This window comes from Blautia intestinalis (assembly GCF_014297355.1).
Lineage (GTDB): Bacteria > Bacillota > Clostridia > Lachnospirales > Lachnospiraceae > Blautia_A > Blautia_A intestinalis.
In genome coordinates, this window is the sequence record NZ_JACOQE010000001.1 from 616679 (window position 1) to 633163 (window position 16485).

At 38.9% G+C, this 16485-nt stretch carries 19 protein-coding genes and 1 pseudogene; 16 read left to right on the plus strand and 4 right to left on the minus strand.

Annotation, left to right across the window (positions count from 1 at the left end):
* Window position 1: 1 nt before the first annotated feature.
* The 10 genes and pseudogenes from H8Z79_RS02695 to H8Z79_RS02740 form a co-directional block, all read left to right on the plus strand.
* A complete protein-coding gene (locus H8Z79_RS02695; RefSeq protein WP_187002669.1) occupies window positions 2-727 on the plus strand; it encodes an aspartate/glutamate racemase family protein in 726 nt (241 codons plus the stop codon).
* A 953-nt stretch (window positions 728-1680) separates the two neighbouring features.
* Entirely contained in the window at window positions 1681-1851 is a 171-nt protein-coding gene (locus H8Z79_RS02700) for a hypothetical protein (protein ID WP_187002670.1), read from the plus strand.
* A gap of 58 nt (window positions 1852-1909) precedes the next feature.
* The gene (locus H8Z79_RS02705; protein WP_186582091.1) at window positions 1910-2149 is read left to right on the plus strand and encodes an ErpK protein; all 240 of its coding nucleotides are present in this window, start codon (window positions 1910-1912) and stop codon (window positions 2147-2149) included.
* Window positions 2150-2344: 195 nt separating this feature from the next.
* Complete coding sequence (locus H8Z79_RS02710; RefSeq protein WP_186582090.1) at window positions 2345-3307, plus strand: helix-turn-helix domain-containing protein; 963 nt, start codon at window positions 2345-2347, stop codon at window positions 3305-3307.
* A 113-nt stretch (window positions 3308-3420) separates the two neighbouring features.
* A complete protein-coding gene (locus tag H8Z79_RS02715; RefSeq protein WP_161286433.1) occupies window positions 3421-4017 on the plus strand; it encodes an MptD family putative ECF transporter S component in 597 nt (198 codons plus the stop codon).
* A 3-nt stretch (window positions 4018-4020) separates the two neighbouring features.
* Window positions 4021-4704: an energy-coupling factor transporter transmembrane component T family protein gene (locus tag H8Z79_RS02720; protein ID WP_186582089.1), complete on the plus strand. Its 684-nt coding sequence runs from the start codon at window positions 4021-4023 to the stop codon at window positions 4702-4704.
* On the plus strand, window positions 4692-6113 hold the full coding sequence (locus tag H8Z79_RS02725; RefSeq protein ID WP_161286429.1) for an ABC transporter ATP-binding protein: 1422 nt from the start codon (window positions 4692-4694) through the stop codon (window positions 6111-6113). Before H8Z79_RS02720 ends, H8Z79_RS02725 begins: the two co-directional genes overlap by 13 nt.
* Window positions 6106-7872, plus strand: a complete 1767-nt coding sequence (locus H8Z79_RS02730; protein WP_161286428.1) for an ABC transporter ATP-binding protein — start codon at window positions 6106-6108, stop codon at window positions 7870-7872. The genes H8Z79_RS02725 and H8Z79_RS02730 overlap by 8 nt, the downstream gene beginning before the upstream one ends.
* On the plus strand, window positions 7857-9590 hold the full coding sequence (locus H8Z79_RS02735; RefSeq protein WP_186582088.1) for an ABC transporter ATP-binding protein: 1734 nt from the start codon (window positions 7857-7859) through the stop codon (window positions 9588-9590). Before H8Z79_RS02730 ends, H8Z79_RS02735 begins: the two co-directional genes overlap by 16 nt.
* A gap of 11 nt (window positions 9591-9601) precedes the next feature.
* A pseudogene (locus H8Z79_RS02740) lies at window positions 9602-9754 on the plus strand (metal-dependent transcriptional regulator); the annotation flags it as partial.
* 209 nt (window positions 9755-9963) lie between these two features.
* Here the strand turns inward: H8Z79_RS02740 and H8Z79_RS02745 are convergent.
* Together H8Z79_RS02745 and H8Z79_RS02750 are read right to left on the minus strand one after the other, a co-directional pair.
* Entirely contained in the window at window positions 9964-11343 is a 1380-nt protein-coding gene (locus tag H8Z79_RS02745) for a relaxase/mobilization nuclease domain-containing protein (RefSeq protein ID WP_186582087.1), read from the minus strand.
* Window positions 11310-11633, minus strand: coding sequence for a MobC family plasmid mobilization relaxosome protein (locus tag H8Z79_RS02750; protein WP_161286424.1), 324 nt, complete (start codon window positions 11631-11633; stop codon window positions 11310-11312). The genes H8Z79_RS02745 and H8Z79_RS02750 overlap by 34 nt, the downstream gene beginning before the upstream one ends.
* Window positions 11634-11884: 251 nt before the next feature.
* Between H8Z79_RS02750 and H8Z79_RS02755 the strand changes: the two genes are divergently transcribed.
* Together H8Z79_RS02755 and H8Z79_RS02760 are read left to right on the plus strand one after the other, a co-directional pair.
* The gene (locus H8Z79_RS02755) at window positions 11885-12259 is read left to right on the plus strand and encodes an MmcQ/YjbR family DNA-binding protein (protein WP_024720756.1); all 375 of its coding nucleotides are present in this window, start codon (window positions 11885-11887) and stop codon (window positions 12257-12259) included.
* Window positions 12256-12690, plus strand: a complete 435-nt coding sequence (locus H8Z79_RS02760) for a flavodoxin family protein (RefSeq protein WP_024720755.1) — start codon at window positions 12256-12258, stop codon at window positions 12688-12690. Before H8Z79_RS02755 ends, H8Z79_RS02760 begins: the two co-directional genes overlap by 4 nt.
* A gap of 57 nt (window positions 12691-12747) precedes the next feature.
* Here H8Z79_RS02760 and H8Z79_RS02765 read toward each other — a convergent pair whose 3' ends face one another.
* Together H8Z79_RS02765 and H8Z79_RS02770 are read right to left on the minus strand one after the other, a co-directional pair.
* Entirely contained in the window at window positions 12748-12948 is a 201-nt protein-coding gene (locus tag H8Z79_RS02765) for a helix-turn-helix transcriptional regulator (RefSeq protein ID WP_005344265.1), read from the minus strand.
* A 56-nt stretch (window positions 12949-13004) separates the two neighbouring features.
* Window positions 13005-13736: a helix-turn-helix domain-containing protein gene (locus tag H8Z79_RS02770; RefSeq protein ID WP_024720754.1), complete on the minus strand. Its 732-nt coding sequence runs from the start codon at window positions 13734-13736 to the stop codon at window positions 13005-13007.
* Window positions 13737-13930: 194 nt separating this feature from the next.
* Here H8Z79_RS02770 and dinB point away from each other — a divergent pair, with 194 nt between their 5' ends.
* From dinB to H8Z79_RS02790, 4 genes are all read left to right on the plus strand, one after another.
* Window positions 13931-15178, plus strand: a complete 1248-nt coding sequence (gene dinB, locus H8Z79_RS02775; protein WP_024728258.1) for a DNA polymerase IV — start codon at window positions 13931-13933, stop codon at window positions 15176-15178.
* Window positions 15179-15192: 14 nt separating this feature from the next.
* Window positions 15193-15405 (plus strand): LexA family protein, encoded by a 213-nt coding sequence (locus tag H8Z79_RS02780; protein ID WP_024720752.1) that lies wholly within the window; start codon window positions 15193-15195, stop codon window positions 15403-15405.
* A 12-nt stretch (window positions 15406-15417) separates the two neighbouring features.
* The gene (locus tag H8Z79_RS02785; RefSeq protein ID WP_024720751.1) at window positions 15418-15657 is read left to right on the plus strand and encodes a hypothetical protein; all 240 of its coding nucleotides are present in this window, start codon (window positions 15418-15420) and stop codon (window positions 15655-15657) included.
* 250 nt (window positions 15658-15907) lie between these two features.
* Window positions 15908-16480: a hypothetical protein gene (locus H8Z79_RS02790; protein ID WP_008688147.1), complete on the plus strand. Its 573-nt coding sequence runs from the start codon at window positions 15908-15910 to the stop codon at window positions 16478-16480.
* Window positions 16481-16485: the final 5 nt, after the last annotated feature.

Below are 16485 nucleotides of genomic sequence, written 5' to 3' on the forward strand. Positions count from 1 at the left end.
CATGTTAAAGTTAAGTCATATTTCGTGTAGGGTTGATAATTTATATGAAGTTGCGAAACAAGTGGAGGAAATGGGTTTCACAATTGAATGGGGTGGTTTACCTGGTAAGGAGAATAATTTTTTTATTTGGTTTGGAGATGAAGCCTTCTTAGAAGTGTTTTGTATAAAGCGAAAATTTGCACCATTAGTTGTTGCTATGCAGCTTGTGTATGGCACTGTACCAGCAAAAAAATGGTGGCGTTGGTTTAGTGCTAAAAATATGTGGTGTGATTTTGCCTTAGAAGACGATAACGACAATATGACAAAAATAGTGAGGAAAAATAAGAAAACTATTGTTGATATCGAGAGCATAAAGAAGTATGTAAAAGATATGGGTATTAACGTAGCTCCAAAAGGGCTGCTGTTAGGAACAAGATTTACAATGGAAGAATCGTTTAATAAGGAGCGATTTTATAAAAATGGAGTAAATATTATTATCCCTAGTTTAGAGGAGCGACAATTGGTACATGATATCATTTTTGCAGAATTATGTAGGGGTATTATAACCAATAATTCTAAAGAACAATACAAAAAAATAATATATAAGTACTGTAAAGGAAAAGAAACTGGTGTAATACTTGGGTGTACAGAAATAGGATTGCTAATTCAACAAAATTTCATGGATGTTCCGATTTTTGATACAACTCAAATTCATGCAAAAAAAATTGCGATGTATATGATTGAATAGTTTGTGTGAACAATGGTCGTTTGCGCCAGTCGAAAATATGCTTATAATATAGGGGAATAGTATATTCCGGATAAGTTTCCATCATCTGTTCGATAATATGGAAATCACTTTTGAGATTCACGTTTATGCATATTGAATCATAATTTCTATGAGAATATTGATAAAGACTGCTATATGTCGTAGTTGCGGCAAGGTCTTGATTAATATTCTTATAGAAAAAGCAATTTCCGAGTAACGAAACTTCGATTTCTATATTGGGGTGCTGATTTTGGGCTGCAAGAATATTCAATCAACTTTCGTTTTTGAAATAGCATTGAAGTGGTATCTACGATGTTTTGATGTGAAATGGATTCTGCGGTATATTGTTTCTGAACTTCCGAAAAAATCTCCCCTAAACAAATTTTAGGGCTAGTGAGGAATAAAAAATATTGATCGTTATGATCTGTATGGAACAACTGTCAGGAACCTGTTATACGAAGGGGATGCGAAAAAAAGAAATATCCACATTTACTACAGTGATGGAAAAGCATATGGTGAAAAACAGGAGATCAAGCAGAAGATACGCCGGCTGAAAAAATATCTAGACGGATGTGTTGGGAAAGAATGTGTAGCATTTGGGCCAGAGATCATGAAGTATTTTTACCTGAATTTTGAAAAGGATAGGAAGACGCTGAAGCTTGCAGAAGAGAACGCTTCAGCAGTAGAAAAGGAACTGTCTCCGGCAGGATATTTTGCCATTGTTTCATCAGAAAATATGACGCACGGGAAGCAATTGCGTTATATAAAAGCAGAGATGCATCAGAAAAACTGTTCCGCAGTGACAAATCTTATCTTGGAAATAAAAGCATGCGAGTATATAGTGATGAAGCATTGTCATTAAAGGTATTTATCCAGTTTATTGCCCTGATTCTGCGAAGCAGGATCTATTAGCATTAAAAGAAAAAAGCGAAAAAATGTTGAAAAGACCGAACTATCTAACAGTTCCAGCAGCATTAAAAGAACTGGAAAAGATAGTAATGATACGTCAGCTTGACGGCGTTTATCGTCTGGAGCATGCTGTCACCGCAACCCAGAAAACCATACTGGATGCCTTTGGTTTAAACGAAGGTAATGTACGGCATTAAGCGAAAGAAATCGAAAAATCCTACAGAGCAAGTAAGAAAAACATAGGATAAAAAAGATATGGCAAGAATGAGAAGAAGCAGCGAACAGACCCTGGAATACAAGATTGAACAGGCAGAAGCAAAGGTTGCAAAAACGAAAGAAGCACATGAAAAAGCGGTTGATGAATTAAAAAAACTGTACGATATAAGAATGGCATATCAGAGAGATGAACTGTTAAAAGCGATGAAAAACAGCAGCCGTTCTTATGGAGAGATCCTGACATTTATTACCTCAGGAGAGACATCAGAGGATGAGTAAAACAGGACTGAATAAGTCTATAAATAGGCACGACAGGTGAATTTAGCCTGGTTGTTTGGGGGAAATCCTACATTTAGGGGATTTATTTTCGGAAGTTCACATTGTTGATAAATTGACTTCGATAGATAAATAATATATACTTACGATTAGATACCACTAACTTTTGACTGTGAAAATGATGGAGTGCTTTATATTATGTATGAAAAAATCGAAGAAAATTATGGACTTTTTGATTCGGGTGTAGTTGTTCTTGAAAAGACTCAAAATGTGACGAAATATCAAATTGACTGCAATACACCGGATGGTACAATGGATTGTTACCATCTTTTTCAGGGCATTGATTTGGCTTATACGACTTTTTATGCTAATTCCTGCTTTCAACGAAAAAATTCACTTCCTCATATAATTGAAATTGCATATTGTAGATCGGGGCGATACGAATGTGAATATAAGCGAGGATTTATGACATATTTAGGTGAGAATGACCTTGCTGTGAGCATCATAAACTCACAAAGAAATGAGCCTATATTTCCTACGGGAATTTATGAAGGGGTGGCCCTTATTATCAATACCGACATCATAGGGGACTGTTTTCATGCTCCGGTTATTGGGCTTGAGATTGATTTCGCTGGACTTATTCAGAAATTTTGTTACGAACAATGCTGTGTAGTAATGAAAACGCCCCCTGAATTATTACATGTATTTGAAGAAATTTGTGATTGTACCTATAGAGGTAATCTTGGTTATTTGCGTTTGAAAGCACTGGAGATATTCTTTTTGTTGTCTAATTTATCAACGCAGGATAATATTGAAACCTCTGCATACTATTCTGGCGAGACAATTGCAAAAGTAAAGGCGTTGAAATCGGCTTTGATGGAACAGTTGGATAGAAAAATTTCTTTGCCAGAACTTGCCGAGCAATACGGATTAAGTCTTACTATGTTGAAAGATTGTTTTAAGGCTGTTTATGGAAAACCGGTGCATGCCTTTAGACGAGAATACAAAATGCAGGTCGCAACAAAACTTTTAACGACAACAGATATGTCCATTACAGAGCTTGCTGGGGAATTTGGCTATGAGAATCCAAACAAATTCTCGACTGCGTTCAAAGAAGTGATAGGTGTTTCTCCGAGAGCGTATCGGGCAAAAAACAAATAAATGGCTTTTTGGATAGAATTTGGCTGTTTGGGAAGGAAAAAAACGAGATTATGTTGTATTCTAATTGCGGTTAGTGAGGACTGACCGCACTATTTTTTAGGAGGAAATTTGTCATGGGAAACAAATTAAAAATGAAAGACATTATTACTTTGGCCATATTTAATGTGGCAATCCTTGTTGTTATGGTTGTAGTTAAGATGGTTATTATGATGGTTGCGACACCGGCATTTAACTATCTGGCATATGTTGGAGTCATGGCACTCTTTTGCGCTCCTTTGTATGTTGTTATGTCAAACAAAGTAGCAAAAACAGGAACTCTCTTTGTAACCGCATTATTTTCTGGTCTTATGATGTTGCTTTTTGGTTCTGGTTGGTTTCTGATTGTTGAACTAATTGTTGGTGTGATTTGTGAGTTGCTTATGTTGGGCGAGAATACATATAAGAATCCGATTAGAAATGGAATTGGTTATATTGTGTACTGGGTTCTGTATGCTGTTGGTAGTGCAATTCCGCTTTATCTGTTCAAAGATCAATATCTTGCAAGTCTAGCCGATTCTTATACGGAAGAAGGACTTGAAACGCTTGTATATTATGGTTCGCCCGCTATGGTTGCGCTCATTAGTGTTATAACGATAGTATTTGCCATTGTTGGTTATTTGATTGGCTGCTATTTCTTGAAAAAGCATATTAAAAAGGCAAAACTGGTGTAATCAATGGAAAAACTGGACATTAGAACACACTTAATTGTTTTAATCAGTGCTACTCTGTTTTGGTTTGTATTTCAAAGCAACGCGGAAATACATGGTCTAGTGGTTCTATGCGCCTTGTATATGTGTGTAGCAGGATATTGGGAGAAAGCTCCAGGCTTTATTATGACATATATTATTATGTTGTTGTTAGCTTATTTGACGGCTCCTATTATGGGGATTATGTATGTTGTTATTTGCACATTTGCACGTGCTATACCGCTGACGATGGTGGCTGCACCGATTCTGTATGCAAATCCGAGCCGCATGATGTATAGTTTTCAGCGAATACATGTTCCTAAGAATGTATTGGTAATGTTGTGTATATTGATTCGTTTTTTTCCAGTTATAGAAAAAGAAATGTTATCTATCAGGAACGGAATACGTGCAAGGGGTATTTTCCCTACTTGGTGGAGTATCCTAAAGAATCCTATTATGGCATATGAATGTTTTTTCGTTCCCTTGACGGTTCGATGTTTGAAATTATCTACTGAACTTGGGGCATCTGCGGAGCTGCGGGGATTGGATTCATCTAATCCCCGTTCCTGCATATACAATATTGGTTTTACTTACAGGGACATTTTGACAATTTTGGGATTTGTGTTAGGTTGCATTGGTGTTATGTTGGGGGTGAGAACTTGGTTGAGTTAGAAAGCGTTTCCTTTCATTATGGACGGGAAGATGCGGGAATGCTCCTGACCGGGGTAGAAGATATTTCTTTTAAAATTGAAAAGGGTCAGTGCGCTGTCCTGTGCGGACGTTCTGGAGCTGGAAAAAGTACTATTCTCCACCTGATTAGCGGGTTAGTTCCTGGATTTTACGAAGGGCAGTTAAAAGGCCGTGTTATAGTAAATAATGGTTTTCCCAGCAGTTTCACACCGGAAGAAAGGGTTGCAACACTGGGAGTAGTCTTTCAAGACCCTCGAAGCCAGTTTTTTATGGGAAAGGTACTTGATGAAATTGCATTTTCTGCTGAAAACATTGGGTTGTCTCCCGAACGAATATTACCGCAGGTTATGGAGTGCGCGAAGAGACTTGAAATAGAGTCCCTGTTGGAGAAAAAAGTCAATGAATTATCCAGTGGGCAGAAGCAACGTGTGGCGATTGCTGCCGCCACTGTATTCGCTCCGCCTGTATTGATATTGGATGAGCCAATTTCTAATTTGGATCGGGGCGGAATTAAAATCTTGCTTGAAATTTTGGGAGAGATAAAGCAGAATGGTACAACCATTATTATCAGTGAACATCGTCTGCATCAGTTTTTATCTATTGCGGATGTATATTTGCATATTGATGCCGGCAGATTGGTAAATAAATGGACAAAAGCCCAGTTTGAACGGCTTACTTGTAGTGATTTGATTGAGTGGGGCATCCGACATCCGGATTTGGCTGAATATGTACAAAGACCGCATCGACAGATTTTATCTGCTGATAAAGATTTGACTGTGGAGGGAATTTCTTTTCGGTATAAAAAAGCTGTGTGGGGAATTGAAGACTTGTCTTGCTGCTTTCCTGCCGGGACTGTTACTGCCATTCTTGGCAGAAATGGAATAGGGAAAACTACGTTTTGCAAAATTTTGTGTGGACTGTTAAAACAAAAGGTCGGAACAATAAAAAGAGAAAATCAGGTATTATCTTGCGCAGAGCGTCGTGCATCCAGTTATCTTGTTATGCAGGACGCGGATTATCAGATTTATGCGGATAGTGTCGGGAATGAGCTGGTATTAGGTAAAAAGGTAACAGAGGATTTGAGAAATCGTGCCTATGATGCGTTGGATGCCTTTCATCTGACCGCATTAAAGGATCGGCATCCAGCGTCTTTGTCTGGTGGCGAAAAACAGAGAGTAACAATAGCTGCCGCATATTGCTCGGATGCCGATATAATTATCTTAGATGAACCTACAAGTGGAATGGATGGAGAAGGTGTACTAAGTCTCTCAAAATGGGTAACATTCCTTGCCCAGAAAGGAAAAACCATTATCATTATAACTCATGATGATTTACTGTGTGATATGGCTTGTGACAACAGATTCTACATGGGAGGTAAGGAAAATGAATAAATCAGAAATTGCAAAACAGTTATTAGGTTTTATGCGTGCGCATAAAAATCAGTTTGTGCTGTCAATTCTGCTTGCTATTTTGGGCGTTGCTTCTGGTATGATTCCGTATTTTGCAATTGCCAGAATTATGCTTTATCTGCTGGAAGGTATAAGGGAGATGTCTATTTATGCCTTTTGGTGCATGATGGTGTTGCTCGGATTTTCTTTGAAAATTATTTTTGCGAATCTTTCAACTGCTGTATCACATACGGCAACATTTTATACATTGAAAGAGATTCGAATGCAGATTATAGATAAGCTGTCACGGGTTCCGATGGGCTATATCTTGGATCAATCATCGGGTAGTTTTAAAGACACGATTGTGGATAGGGTGGAAAGTATGGAGCCGATTCTTGCGCATTTAGTTCCTGAAATGACATCTAATTTGTTTGTGCCAGTATGTATGCTTGTTTATCTTTTTGTTCTAGACTGGCGTATGGCTCTTTTATCACTAGTTACGTTGCCCATAGGATTTTTCTGTTATATGGGAATGGCAAAAAATTATGAGGAACGGTTTTCTGGGCTTATAAAACGGGTTAAGAAAATGAATACAACAGTCGTTGAGTATGTGAATGGGATTGAGGTAATAAAAGCATTTAATCAATCTGCAAATTCTTATGAAAGATACTCTGATTCTGTGAAAGATAACGCCGATTATGCGGTTGGCTGGATGAAGGACACACAGCTTTTTATGTCGATGAGCAATACCATCTGGCCAAGTGTGTGGATTGCTATTTTACCGGTCGGAGGAATCCTTTACAAAGCAGGAATCCTTTCTGCTCCTGTTTTTTTAACCGTGATGATTTTATCACTTGGAATTGTTGGGCCAATTTTAGCGGCAATCAAATTTACGGATAGTGTAGCGCAGCTAGGAACGATAATAGGCGCTGTATGTAGTTTGCTGTCGGCTCCCGAAATGAAGCGCCCTTCTATACAGACCGACATACAGGATTTAACGATAAAATTTCAGGATGTTTCTTTTTCCTATGATGAAAATGTGGAAGAGCCTGTTTTGAGTCATGTTAATCTTATATTTCGCCCTAACACTATGACTGCGATTGTGGGACCGTCAGGTTCCGGAAAATCCACCATTACGAAACTTATTACTGGTTTTTGGGAAGTGACATCAGGCAAAATCACGTTGGGTGGCAAGGACATTCGGCAAATGCCGCTTTCACAACTCACATCGTATGTATCTTATGTTTCACAGGATAATTACTTATTTGATGTGAGTGTGCGTGAAAATATCCGAATGGGTCGTCTTACGGCAACAGATGATGAAGTAGAGGAAGCAGCCAAAAAATGCGGTTGTCACGATTTTATTGTAGAGCTGGAGCATGGCTATGAAACAGTTGTTGGCAGTGCAGGAGGACATTTGTCAGGCGGAGAACGGCAACGAGTAGCGATTGCGCGGGCAATGCTCAAGAATGCACCGATTGTAATTTTTGACGAAGCGACCGCTTACCTTGACCCTGAAAATGAGAGTTTAGTGCAGGATGCAATTTCAAATTTGGTTCGAGGGAAAATGTTGATTATGGTTGCACATCGTCTTTACACTGTAACAGGGGCAGACCAGCTTGTTGTGGTAAATGACGGTCGGATAGAAGCGACTGGAACACATGAGGAGTTGCTTGAGGTTTGCCCACTATATAAACAAATGTGGATGGCTCATATTGGTAGCCGTGATGAAGGAGGTGCAGACAGATGCTTACCGCATTGAGAAAAATATATGACTTTGCAGGAAATTGGCAGGGAGTATTAAAGAAATCTGTTGCTTTCAGTCTGTTGCACTCCATTTTTGATATGTTTCAGATTGCTGCGCTTTTTTTGATTTTAATTGGTTTAACGGAAGGAATGACATTGCAAATAATAGTATTTACGTTATTACTTCTGATTATCGGCATATTGGGGAAAATTTATTGCAGTTATATTTCTGATTTTTCGCAAACGAAGGTTGGTTATTATATGTGTGCGGAAAAGCGGATTCATGTGGGTGATCGCATGAAATATATGCCGATGGGGTATTTTAACGATCATAGTCTTGGAAAGCTGACTTCGGCTGTTACTACAACAATTGGAGATGTGGAAAATAACGCACCGTCTGTTTTAATTACAGTTGTTCACGGATTTGTTCATGTAGTTGTTATTACTATCGTGATGTTTTTCTTTGACTGGCGCATAGGTTCTTTATGTTGCTTGGGAATTCTTCTATTTTTAGTATGCAATTCAATGATGCAGAAAAAATCACAGAAAATATCGCTGGAAAGGCAACGTGCACAGGAAGATTTGGTTGGTGCTACATTAGAGTACATACAAGGAATGAATATTGTAAAATCATTTAATCTTGGTGGTAACTCCAATCAAAAAATGAAACAGGCCATAGAAGAAAGCAGGGTTCGTAATACAAAACTGGAAACTGTTTTTATTCCTTATGGTGCTGCACAACAGTTTGTGTTAAGATTAATAAGTGTATCTATTATGTTCTGTTCTATTTTGTTTTATTTGCAAGGCAGTATGACACTTGTGTATTGCCTATTGATGTGTGTGGCTTCATTTTTGATTTTTAGTGAATTAGAAAAAGCGGGCGGTAAATCATTTGCGCTTCGTCTCATTGAAAGCTCGATTGATAAAATAAATGAGATTGATGAAACGCCGATTATGGATTTGTCGGGACAAAATATAACGCCTCCAAATATGGATATTGAATTAAAGGATGTTAGCTTCTCATATGGTGAACATCAAATTTTCCGATGTATTAATCTTTCCGTTCCAAGCAGAACAACGCTAGCAATAGTCGGACCATCAGGAAGTGGAAAAACAACATTGTGTAGTTTAATTGCACGATTTTGGGATGTACAGTCTGGAAGTATTACTTTAGGCGGTACGGATATACGAGATTATACGTTAGATAAATTGCTTTCTAATTTCAGCATTGTCTTTCAGAATGTTTATTTATTTGCTGATACGATTGAAAATAATATCCGTTTTGGAAAGCCGGATGCCAGTCACGATGAGGTTGTCCGGGTTGCTAAGAAAGCTTGTTGCCATGATTTTATCATGGCACTGCCCAAAGGTTATGATACTGTGATTGGTGAAAGTGGTGCAACTCTTTCTGGTGGTGAAAAACAGCGTATTTCCATTGCCAGAGCGATTTTGAAAGACGCACCTATCGTTATTTTGGATGAGGCAACTTCCAGTGTTGATCCTGAAAATGAATCCGATTTACAGGCAGCCATTGAAAGTTTGACAGAAAGTAAAACGGTTATTACGATTGCCCATCGCTTGAAAACAGTCAAAAATGCGGATCAGATTGTAGTAATTGCAGATGGAAAAATTACACAGCGTGGAACGCACGAACAATTGAAAATGCAATCTGGTATTTATGCGGATTTTATCAATATTCGTCATAAAACAACGGGCTGGAAATTGGTTCAGTAAAGGAGGCGATTATGAAACTTCATGTATCCGGAGAAGATTATTTGGAAGCTATACTTGTATTACAAAAGAAAAGTGGTATGTTGCGTTCTATTGACCTTGCCCGGCACATGGGATTTAGCAAACCCAGTATCAGTCACGCAGTAGGCGTATTAAAGAAAGAAGGATTGCGAAACAAAAGAAGCAGCAGAGGCGAGCAAAACAGAAAAAAGAAACAAGAGATAATCTGGCTAAAGAAGAAATCTTGAAAGATGACAGATTTTTCGTTATTGCCGGTTATACCTCCTGAGGTGCACCGTATGGTGTCACCTGGGAGGAAATGGGGCTGAAACCTTGGGATGATGTGGAAGAGAATAATTGGGTTGTCAGTGCAATTTCATTTATCTCTTGTGACAGAAACAGATTCCCGTTTTGCCTGAAGTAAGTCAGAACTGATCTCAGGAGCATCGAGCAGTGCAGTGAAATTTTGCTGAATGATCTCTAGGGTTTTCTGCTTTTTCTGCAATTCCTGTTTTTCCCGGACAGTAGCATCCTGTTCAGATTCAAGATTTTCAATCCGCTTCTGGATTTTATTAGAGCTTGGGATTTTGGTGACACCGAGATCCTGAAGCTCTTTTTTTAGTGAATCGTGGAGCTGGTATTCTGTCTGATGCTTGGTCCGGTATGCTTTTGGATTTTTAGAAAATTTGCAATCTTCAATCACTTTACGGCAGAGACGGTAAGAATCACAGTGTTTCTGGATGACTTTCTGTGTAGTCAGTTCATTGCTGATTTCCACTATCTTCTGATCGGCAGCTTTAACAGAAGCTTCAATGTCAGAAACATGCTGCTGGAAATCTTCATAATTCAGCAGGTTATTTTCAGAAAGATAGTTGAAGGTACGAGCCGCTTCTTTCAGGTTATTGAGTTTTGCCCATCGTTCAAATCCTTCACGATTGCCTGTTGTTACATAGGTGGAAATATTGATATACAGGCGAGCTTCTCTGGACAGATGCCTTGGAGTTTTTACTTTGTTACGATTTTTAGCCAGACGGATGCGGACATTTTCTTCTGAATAATAGTTTCCAAGAGATTTTATATAAGTAAAGTTTTTCTGCTCCGGTGCACGGAAGGATAAATGTTTTCCCTGTCGAACTTCATATCCTGCTAACTGCATCTTTTGTAGGAATTCCTCATAGTTGATGGAAGTCCAGATTGCTTTATCAACTGCGACACGCAGTTTGGCTTTCCAGCTGGTGCCACGATGGTATTCCATGTTCTCTTTATAGCTTTTACCTTTTTCTCCGGTTGGCATACTGGTGACAAGTCCATTTTCATGGCAGATACGATTACTGATTCTGCAGAGTTTGTGGTAGCTCCGCTTATTGGAAACATACTTGTGATGATCAACAAAGCTTGCAGCGTTGAAGATGATATGATTGTGAATATGATTTTTGTCAACGTGTGTGCTGATCACGTACTCATATTTTCCTTTCAGCACTTCGTCAGCAAATTGTTGACCTAAGCGATGGGCAGTTTCGGCATTAACTTCTCCAGGTTTAAATGACTGGATCAGATGAAATGCCAGGTTATCGCCTTTGTCCATTACGTTCTTTTTTGCTGCTTCTCTGGTGAGAGCAAATTCCAAATCCGCAGTTTCCGGGGAACAGCCAAAACTGGAAACTAACAGTTTTTCATCTGTTTTATCTGGATTCGTGATGTAGTCCAGAGCTTTCTTGTCTGTTACTTTAATGGGGAAGATCTTAAGATACGCCATAATTCTTTCACCATCTCTTTCAATTCTTGCATTTCTTCTGGATATAGATCTCCGGTGGTATTTACCTTTTTTGCAATCTGGTTGATATTTACACCAATCTTGTGCATTTCCTCATACTGTTTCTTAAGTGGAGTGGTATCTGTGTTGACGATGTAACCGTCGATTGCCATTTTGCGCAGATAAGCTCCCATGTTTTTTGTCTTTGATTCTATCATCTTCCTGCGGATTAGCTTTCGTTCTTCTTCGGTGACATAGAAATGGATTTCTTTGTTTCTCTTTCTTTCAGCCATTGGCGGGTTCTCCTTTCTGAGAGGGCAGTAGTATCGTTGCTTTCAGCGTTTTTTTCAATTTAGGGCAGGGTTCCCTAAATTGGGATTTCCCGGAAGTGTATCCTCACTTCCTGTCCTTGCTGTTTTACCCCTCTATTAGTTAAAGTCAGGAGAACCGGAAAAATGCAAAAGAATTTGGCAGGTAGTATGGGATACGAAAATGTGGTATGATTATGGGCAGGATATCAGAAAAATCAGGAGTTGAATAGATTGTGAAGAAAGAAGAAATTTTTGAATATGTGCAGAAACAGTATGGCACAATGCCGGAATATTTATGGAGTAAACTATCGGACAGTGCAGTACTTCGACATAAAAATGGAAAATGGTATGCAGTGATCATGACGGTTGAAAAATCGAAACTGGGATTAGAGGGAAATGATCTGGTTGACATTATGGATGTAAAGTGCAATCCAGAAATGACCAGCATGATTATTCAGACTTATGGATTTTTACCAGGATACCATATGGATAAACAGCACTGGATCACGATTTTACTGGATGGTTCAGTCAGTGAAGCGAAGATATTGGACTTTTTGGATATGAGCTATGACCTGATTGACGGAGCAGACGGAAAGGAAGAAAAATGAGAACAGCGATAGTATACGCATCTGTGCATCATGGAAATACAGAAAAATTAGTAAAGAGGATCGCAGAAGAATGTCAGGTGGATTTGATTGATGCTGTGAAACAGCCAGATGCAGACCTGAGCAGTTATGATATGATTGGGTTTGCATCAGGAATCTATTTTTCAAAGTTTCATCAGTCGATATTGGAATTTGCAGAGAAGAATCTACCGGACGACAAAAAGATATTTCTGATCTGTACTTATGGCGGGAGTGCGAATTATAAAACCATAGAGCAGATTTTGGATAAAAGACATGCCAGTGTGGTTGGAAAATTTGGTTGTAAAGGGTATGACACATTCGGACCATTTAAACTGGTTGGAGGTATTGCTAAAGACCATCCGAATGAAGAAGATATGAAAAACGCAGCGGATTTCGTAAAAGGATTACACTGATTTTTGAGCAAAAGGAAAACCGGGGATTTTACTCCTCGGTTTTCTGGCAGCTGTGTTTCAGTCTTCAACCTGAAAAATATCTTCTACAGGCACTTTCAGGTAATGTGCCAGCCGGATTGCAATCTCAAGAGAGGGATTACGTTCTCCACGTTCGATGCGGCCTATAGTCTGGCTGCAGGAACCTATGGCTTCAGCCAAATCTGCTTGAATGAGATTCCGTTCTTCACGAATATCTTTTAGTGTATTATTGATTGCCATTCAATCACTTCCTTTGCTTATTGTTATCAGCAGGATCATGAACCTGCTGTTGAAGTCTAATGAAATCCCGGAATTTCTGCACCTTTGCATTTCCCGATTACTTTTCCAAAAATCTTAAAAGAGTCAGATTCCAAAACCTGGATAGGACGATATTTTTGATTTAAAGAAATCAGATAAACACCATCTGGCTCATCGTGTAATTCCTTGATGTAAGTATTGCCGTTGAGATAGAAGATTCCAATTTCACCATTAGCAAGAGAATCTTTTTTCTGAATCCATGCAACATCGTCTGTATGATAAAGTGGCTCCATACTGTCACCGGAAATCCGTACACCAAAGTCAGTCTGCTCAGGAGCAAGGTGTCCTACATCATAGGTTTCTTTTACAGAATCCTCCAGGTAATTTCCAGTACCAGCAGAAACTGGTTCCCAGGTAATTTCTACAGGATGATGGAATGGGATAATTTTTGCAGACAGTGGAGAAAACTTTTTAGAAGCTTTCAAAATATCAGCAAATTCAATCAATTTATTTCTGCCTTCTTCATTCAATCCACTCATAATGTTATATGGGTTTTCTCCAAAGAAGGATTCATATATATCTTCGATATCAAGTAACTGGCAAAGTGTCAGGAAAACATGTAAAGCTGGTTCTCGTGCATTGGTCTCCCATTTGGAGATTGCTTTTGTAGTGACCTGAATACCTTCCTGAGAAAGCAGGTCTACCAGATCTGATTGAGAGTATCCTTTCTTTTTTCTATTTTCTGCTAATATTTCCCCGAAATCACGCATTTGTTCGCCTCATTTCTATTTGAATTTTCTATATGCATTATACCGTATGTTAGAAATAAAATCAACAATAATCTCCAAAATGGAGAAAATACAACCAAGATGTTACTTGACTATCTCCGGAATGTCGATATATACTAAACATACAAAAATTGATAAGACATCATGTTGAAGGAAACAGCTGGGAGGTGAAAAGTTTGAGTGAGCGTGTGATCCTGCATAGTGATATGAACTGTTTTTATGCCAGTGTAGAAATGCTGCATCATCCGGAATTTGCCGGAATGCCGCTGGCAGTCGGTGGCGATCCGGAAGCCAGACATGGGATTGTGCTGACAGCAAATTATATTGCAAAGCAAAAAGGTGTAAAGACCGGAATGGCATTATGGCAGGCAAAACAGATTTGTCCGGAAATCATATTTGTACCACCACGGATGGATTTGTATTTGAGATTTTCAAAGATGGCAAGAGAAATCTATTCGGAGTATACGGACAAGATTGAGCCATATGGAATTGATGAAGCCTGGCTGGATGTATCGGACAGCAGAAATCTGAAAGGAAGCGGAATGACGATTGCAAGAGAAATCAGCCATCGGATTAAATACGAACTGGGTGTAACGGTAAGTATTGGAATTTCCTGGAATAAGATTTATGCGAAACTTGGTTCAGATTATAAAAAGCCGGATGCAATCACAGAGTTTAATCGAGAAAATTATAAAGACAGGATATGGCAGCTTCCAGCGTCAGATTTGCTTTATGTCGGAAGACAGACAAATAAGAAATTGCAAAAACTTGGAATCCGGACAATCGGGCAACTTGCGGAATCAGACGAAAAGTTGTTAGAGAGTCATTTTGGAAAAATAGGAAATGTATTATGGGCTTTCGCAAATGGCTGGGATGAAGATCCGGTTTGCAAGGAAGGATATGAAGCACCAGTAAAGTCGATAGGTAATAGCACTACAACACCGAGAGATCTGGAAAATGATCTGGATGTCTGGATCATTCAAATAGCATTGGCAGAAAGTGTAGCTGCACGATTGCGGAAACATGGATTTAAATGCAAAACAGTAGAAATTACAGTTCGAGATAATCGATTGTATAGTTTTTCCAGACAGATACATTTACGACAGCCAACGAATATTACAAACGAGATTGTAACTGCAGCATTTCAGCTATTTAAAGATAATTACAAATGGGAACATCCCATTAGAAGCCTGGGAATCCGAGCTGCGGATCTTGTGTTAGATGATATTCCCGTGCAGTTGGATTTATTTGGAAATCAGGAGAAAAAGGAAAAGTTAGAGAAGCTGGATCGTACTGTAGATGAGATCAGACGACGGTTTGGTTATTTCAGTATACAGCGAGCGGCAATGTATCAGGATAAAGTCTTATCCCACTTAGACGCTGGTACGCACACGATCCATCCACATAGTTATTTCCATGGGTAATTGGAGGGATAGATTTGAAAAAAGCATTAACCAGAAAACAGGAAGAAAGTTATCAGTGTATTTTACGATATACCAATGAACATGGATATCCACCGACAATACGGGAATTTGGAAAATTGATCGGGGTGAAATCAACATCATCAGCATTTTCCAGAATCAAGCAGTTGGAGTTAAATGGATATATCCGCAGAATCCCGGCATCGCCAAGAGCAATTGAGATTTTATAGTGAGGTGTCGGCATGAACAAAGTATATGTAGATGTAGTAGCAGAGTTTCGGAAAAACGGACAGCTGGTTCCCATATTTTTTACATGGGAGGATGGAAGAAAGTATAGCATTGACAGAATTTTGAAAATCGAGCGATGCGCCAGCAGAAAGGCAGGCGGTGTAGGAATGATGTACACCTGTATGATACAAGGGCAGGAAAGCCACTTGTTTTACGAAGTGGATAAATGGTTTATGGAGAGAAAAACAGCATAAGGAGAGCTTGGTATAGACGATATTATTTGGATTATTAACCGGCAGGGATAGTCACTTTCCCTTTTTATTCCTGCAGGTTTTACATAAGAAGATGGATTCCGGTCAGCAAAGGCAGCTCCCACAATGCCTTTTGGATATCCGCTTCTGCAAGTTGTAGTAAGTAATTGCTTCCCATCAAAATCATGGGGAAAGCGAACTGGTCTGAAAGACCGCCAGTTAGTGTGATGATGATAAGGAGATTTTGAAACTGATGACAGACAGAGATTATGCAATTAAATCAATGAAAGAGATTACCTTCCAGATGGCAAGCCATGCACAGGATTATTTGGAAGTAACGATTGAAAGACATTATACTGATATTAAAGAATTGATGACAAGCTATCAGAAATTGATTTTGGAAAATCAGATTGTGTTAGAAGAACTGGATATGGAGTGCCAGGAGAAAATCAATGAAGATATGGCATATGCGTTGAGTTATCTGAGCATTTATAACAATCAGCTGAATGTGCCAAAGATGCACCGGGAAATGAATAACCTGATGATCATTTATGGCTTGTCAGATATGATCTATCGTGGAATGACACTGGTTAAGTTCTATGCACCGAATGGTGTGATGCTCAGTGAGATCCTTCATTCCTGTTTTTGCAGTCATTATAATAAGACAGATGTGGAAGTACAACAGGAGTTAGGAATAGGCAGGACTTCATTTTATAAAATGAAGAAGCAGGCACTTGGGTATTTAGGATTTTATTTTTATGAGATCGTGGTACCGCAGGCAAAGGATAAAAGATTTAAACCGTCACTGGGCGTAGAGGAAGAGTAGGTGAA

What these genes read in the sequence shown, in the direction of transcription:
- H8Z79_RS02770 (WP_024720754.1), bottom strand. Translation starts at nt 13,736, where the DNA reads ATGCGTGATTTCGGGGAAATATTAGCAGAAAATAGAAAAAAGAAAGGA.
- H8Z79_RS02745 (WP_186582087.1), bottom strand. Translation starts at nt 11,343, where the DNA reads ATGGCGTATCTTAAGATCTTCCCCATTAAAGTAACAGACAAGAAAGCT.
- H8Z79_RS02695 (WP_187002669.1), top strand. Translation starts at nt 2, where the DNA reads ATGTTAAAGTTAAGTCATATTTCGTGTAGGGTTGATAATTTATATGAA.
- H8Z79_RS02705 (WP_186582091.1), top strand. Translation starts at nt 1,910, where the DNA reads ATGGCAAGAATGAGAAGAAGCAGCGAACAGACCCTGGAATACAAGATT.
- H8Z79_RS02750 (WP_161286424.1), bottom strand. Translation starts at nt 11,633, where the DNA reads ATGGCTGAAAGAAAGAGAAACAAAGAAATCCATTTCTATGTCACCGAA.
- H8Z79_RS02730 (WP_161286428.1), top strand. Translation starts at nt 6,106, where the DNA reads ATGAATAAATCAGAAATTGCAAAACAGTTATTAGGTTTTATGCGTGCG.
- H8Z79_RS02785 (WP_024720751.1), top strand. Translation starts at nt 15,418, where the DNA reads ATGAACAAAGTATATGTAGATGTAGTAGCAGAGTTTCGGAAAAACGGA.
- H8Z79_RS02790 (WP_008688147.1), top strand. Translation starts at nt 15,908, where the DNA reads ATGACAGACAGAGATTATGCAATTAAATCAATGAAAGAGATTACCTTC.
- H8Z79_RS02765 (WP_005344265.1), bottom strand. Translation starts at nt 12,948, where the DNA reads ATGGCAATCAATAATACACTAAAAGATATTCGTGAAGAACGGAATCTC.
- H8Z79_RS02710 (WP_186582090.1), top strand. Translation starts at nt 2,345, where the DNA reads ATGTATGAAAAAATCGAAGAAAATTATGGACTTTTTGATTCGGGTGTA.
- H8Z79_RS02715 (WP_161286433.1), top strand. Translation starts at nt 3,421, where the DNA reads ATGGGAAACAAATTAAAAATGAAAGACATTATTACTTTGGCCATATTT.
- H8Z79_RS02735 (WP_186582088.1), top strand. Translation starts at nt 7,857, where the DNA reads ATGCTTACCGCATTGAGAAAAATATATGACTTTGCAGGAAATTGGCAG.
- H8Z79_RS02760 (WP_024720755.1), top strand. Translation starts at nt 12,256, where the DNA reads ATGAGAACAGCGATAGTATACGCATCTGTGCATCATGGAAATACAGAA.
- H8Z79_RS02700 (WP_187002670.1), top strand. Translation starts at nt 1,681, where the DNA reads ATGTTGAAAAGACCGAACTATCTAACAGTTCCAGCAGCATTAAAAGAA.
- H8Z79_RS02720 (WP_186582089.1), top strand. Translation starts at nt 4,021, where the DNA reads ATGGAAAAACTGGACATTAGAACACACTTAATTGTTTTAATCAGTGCT.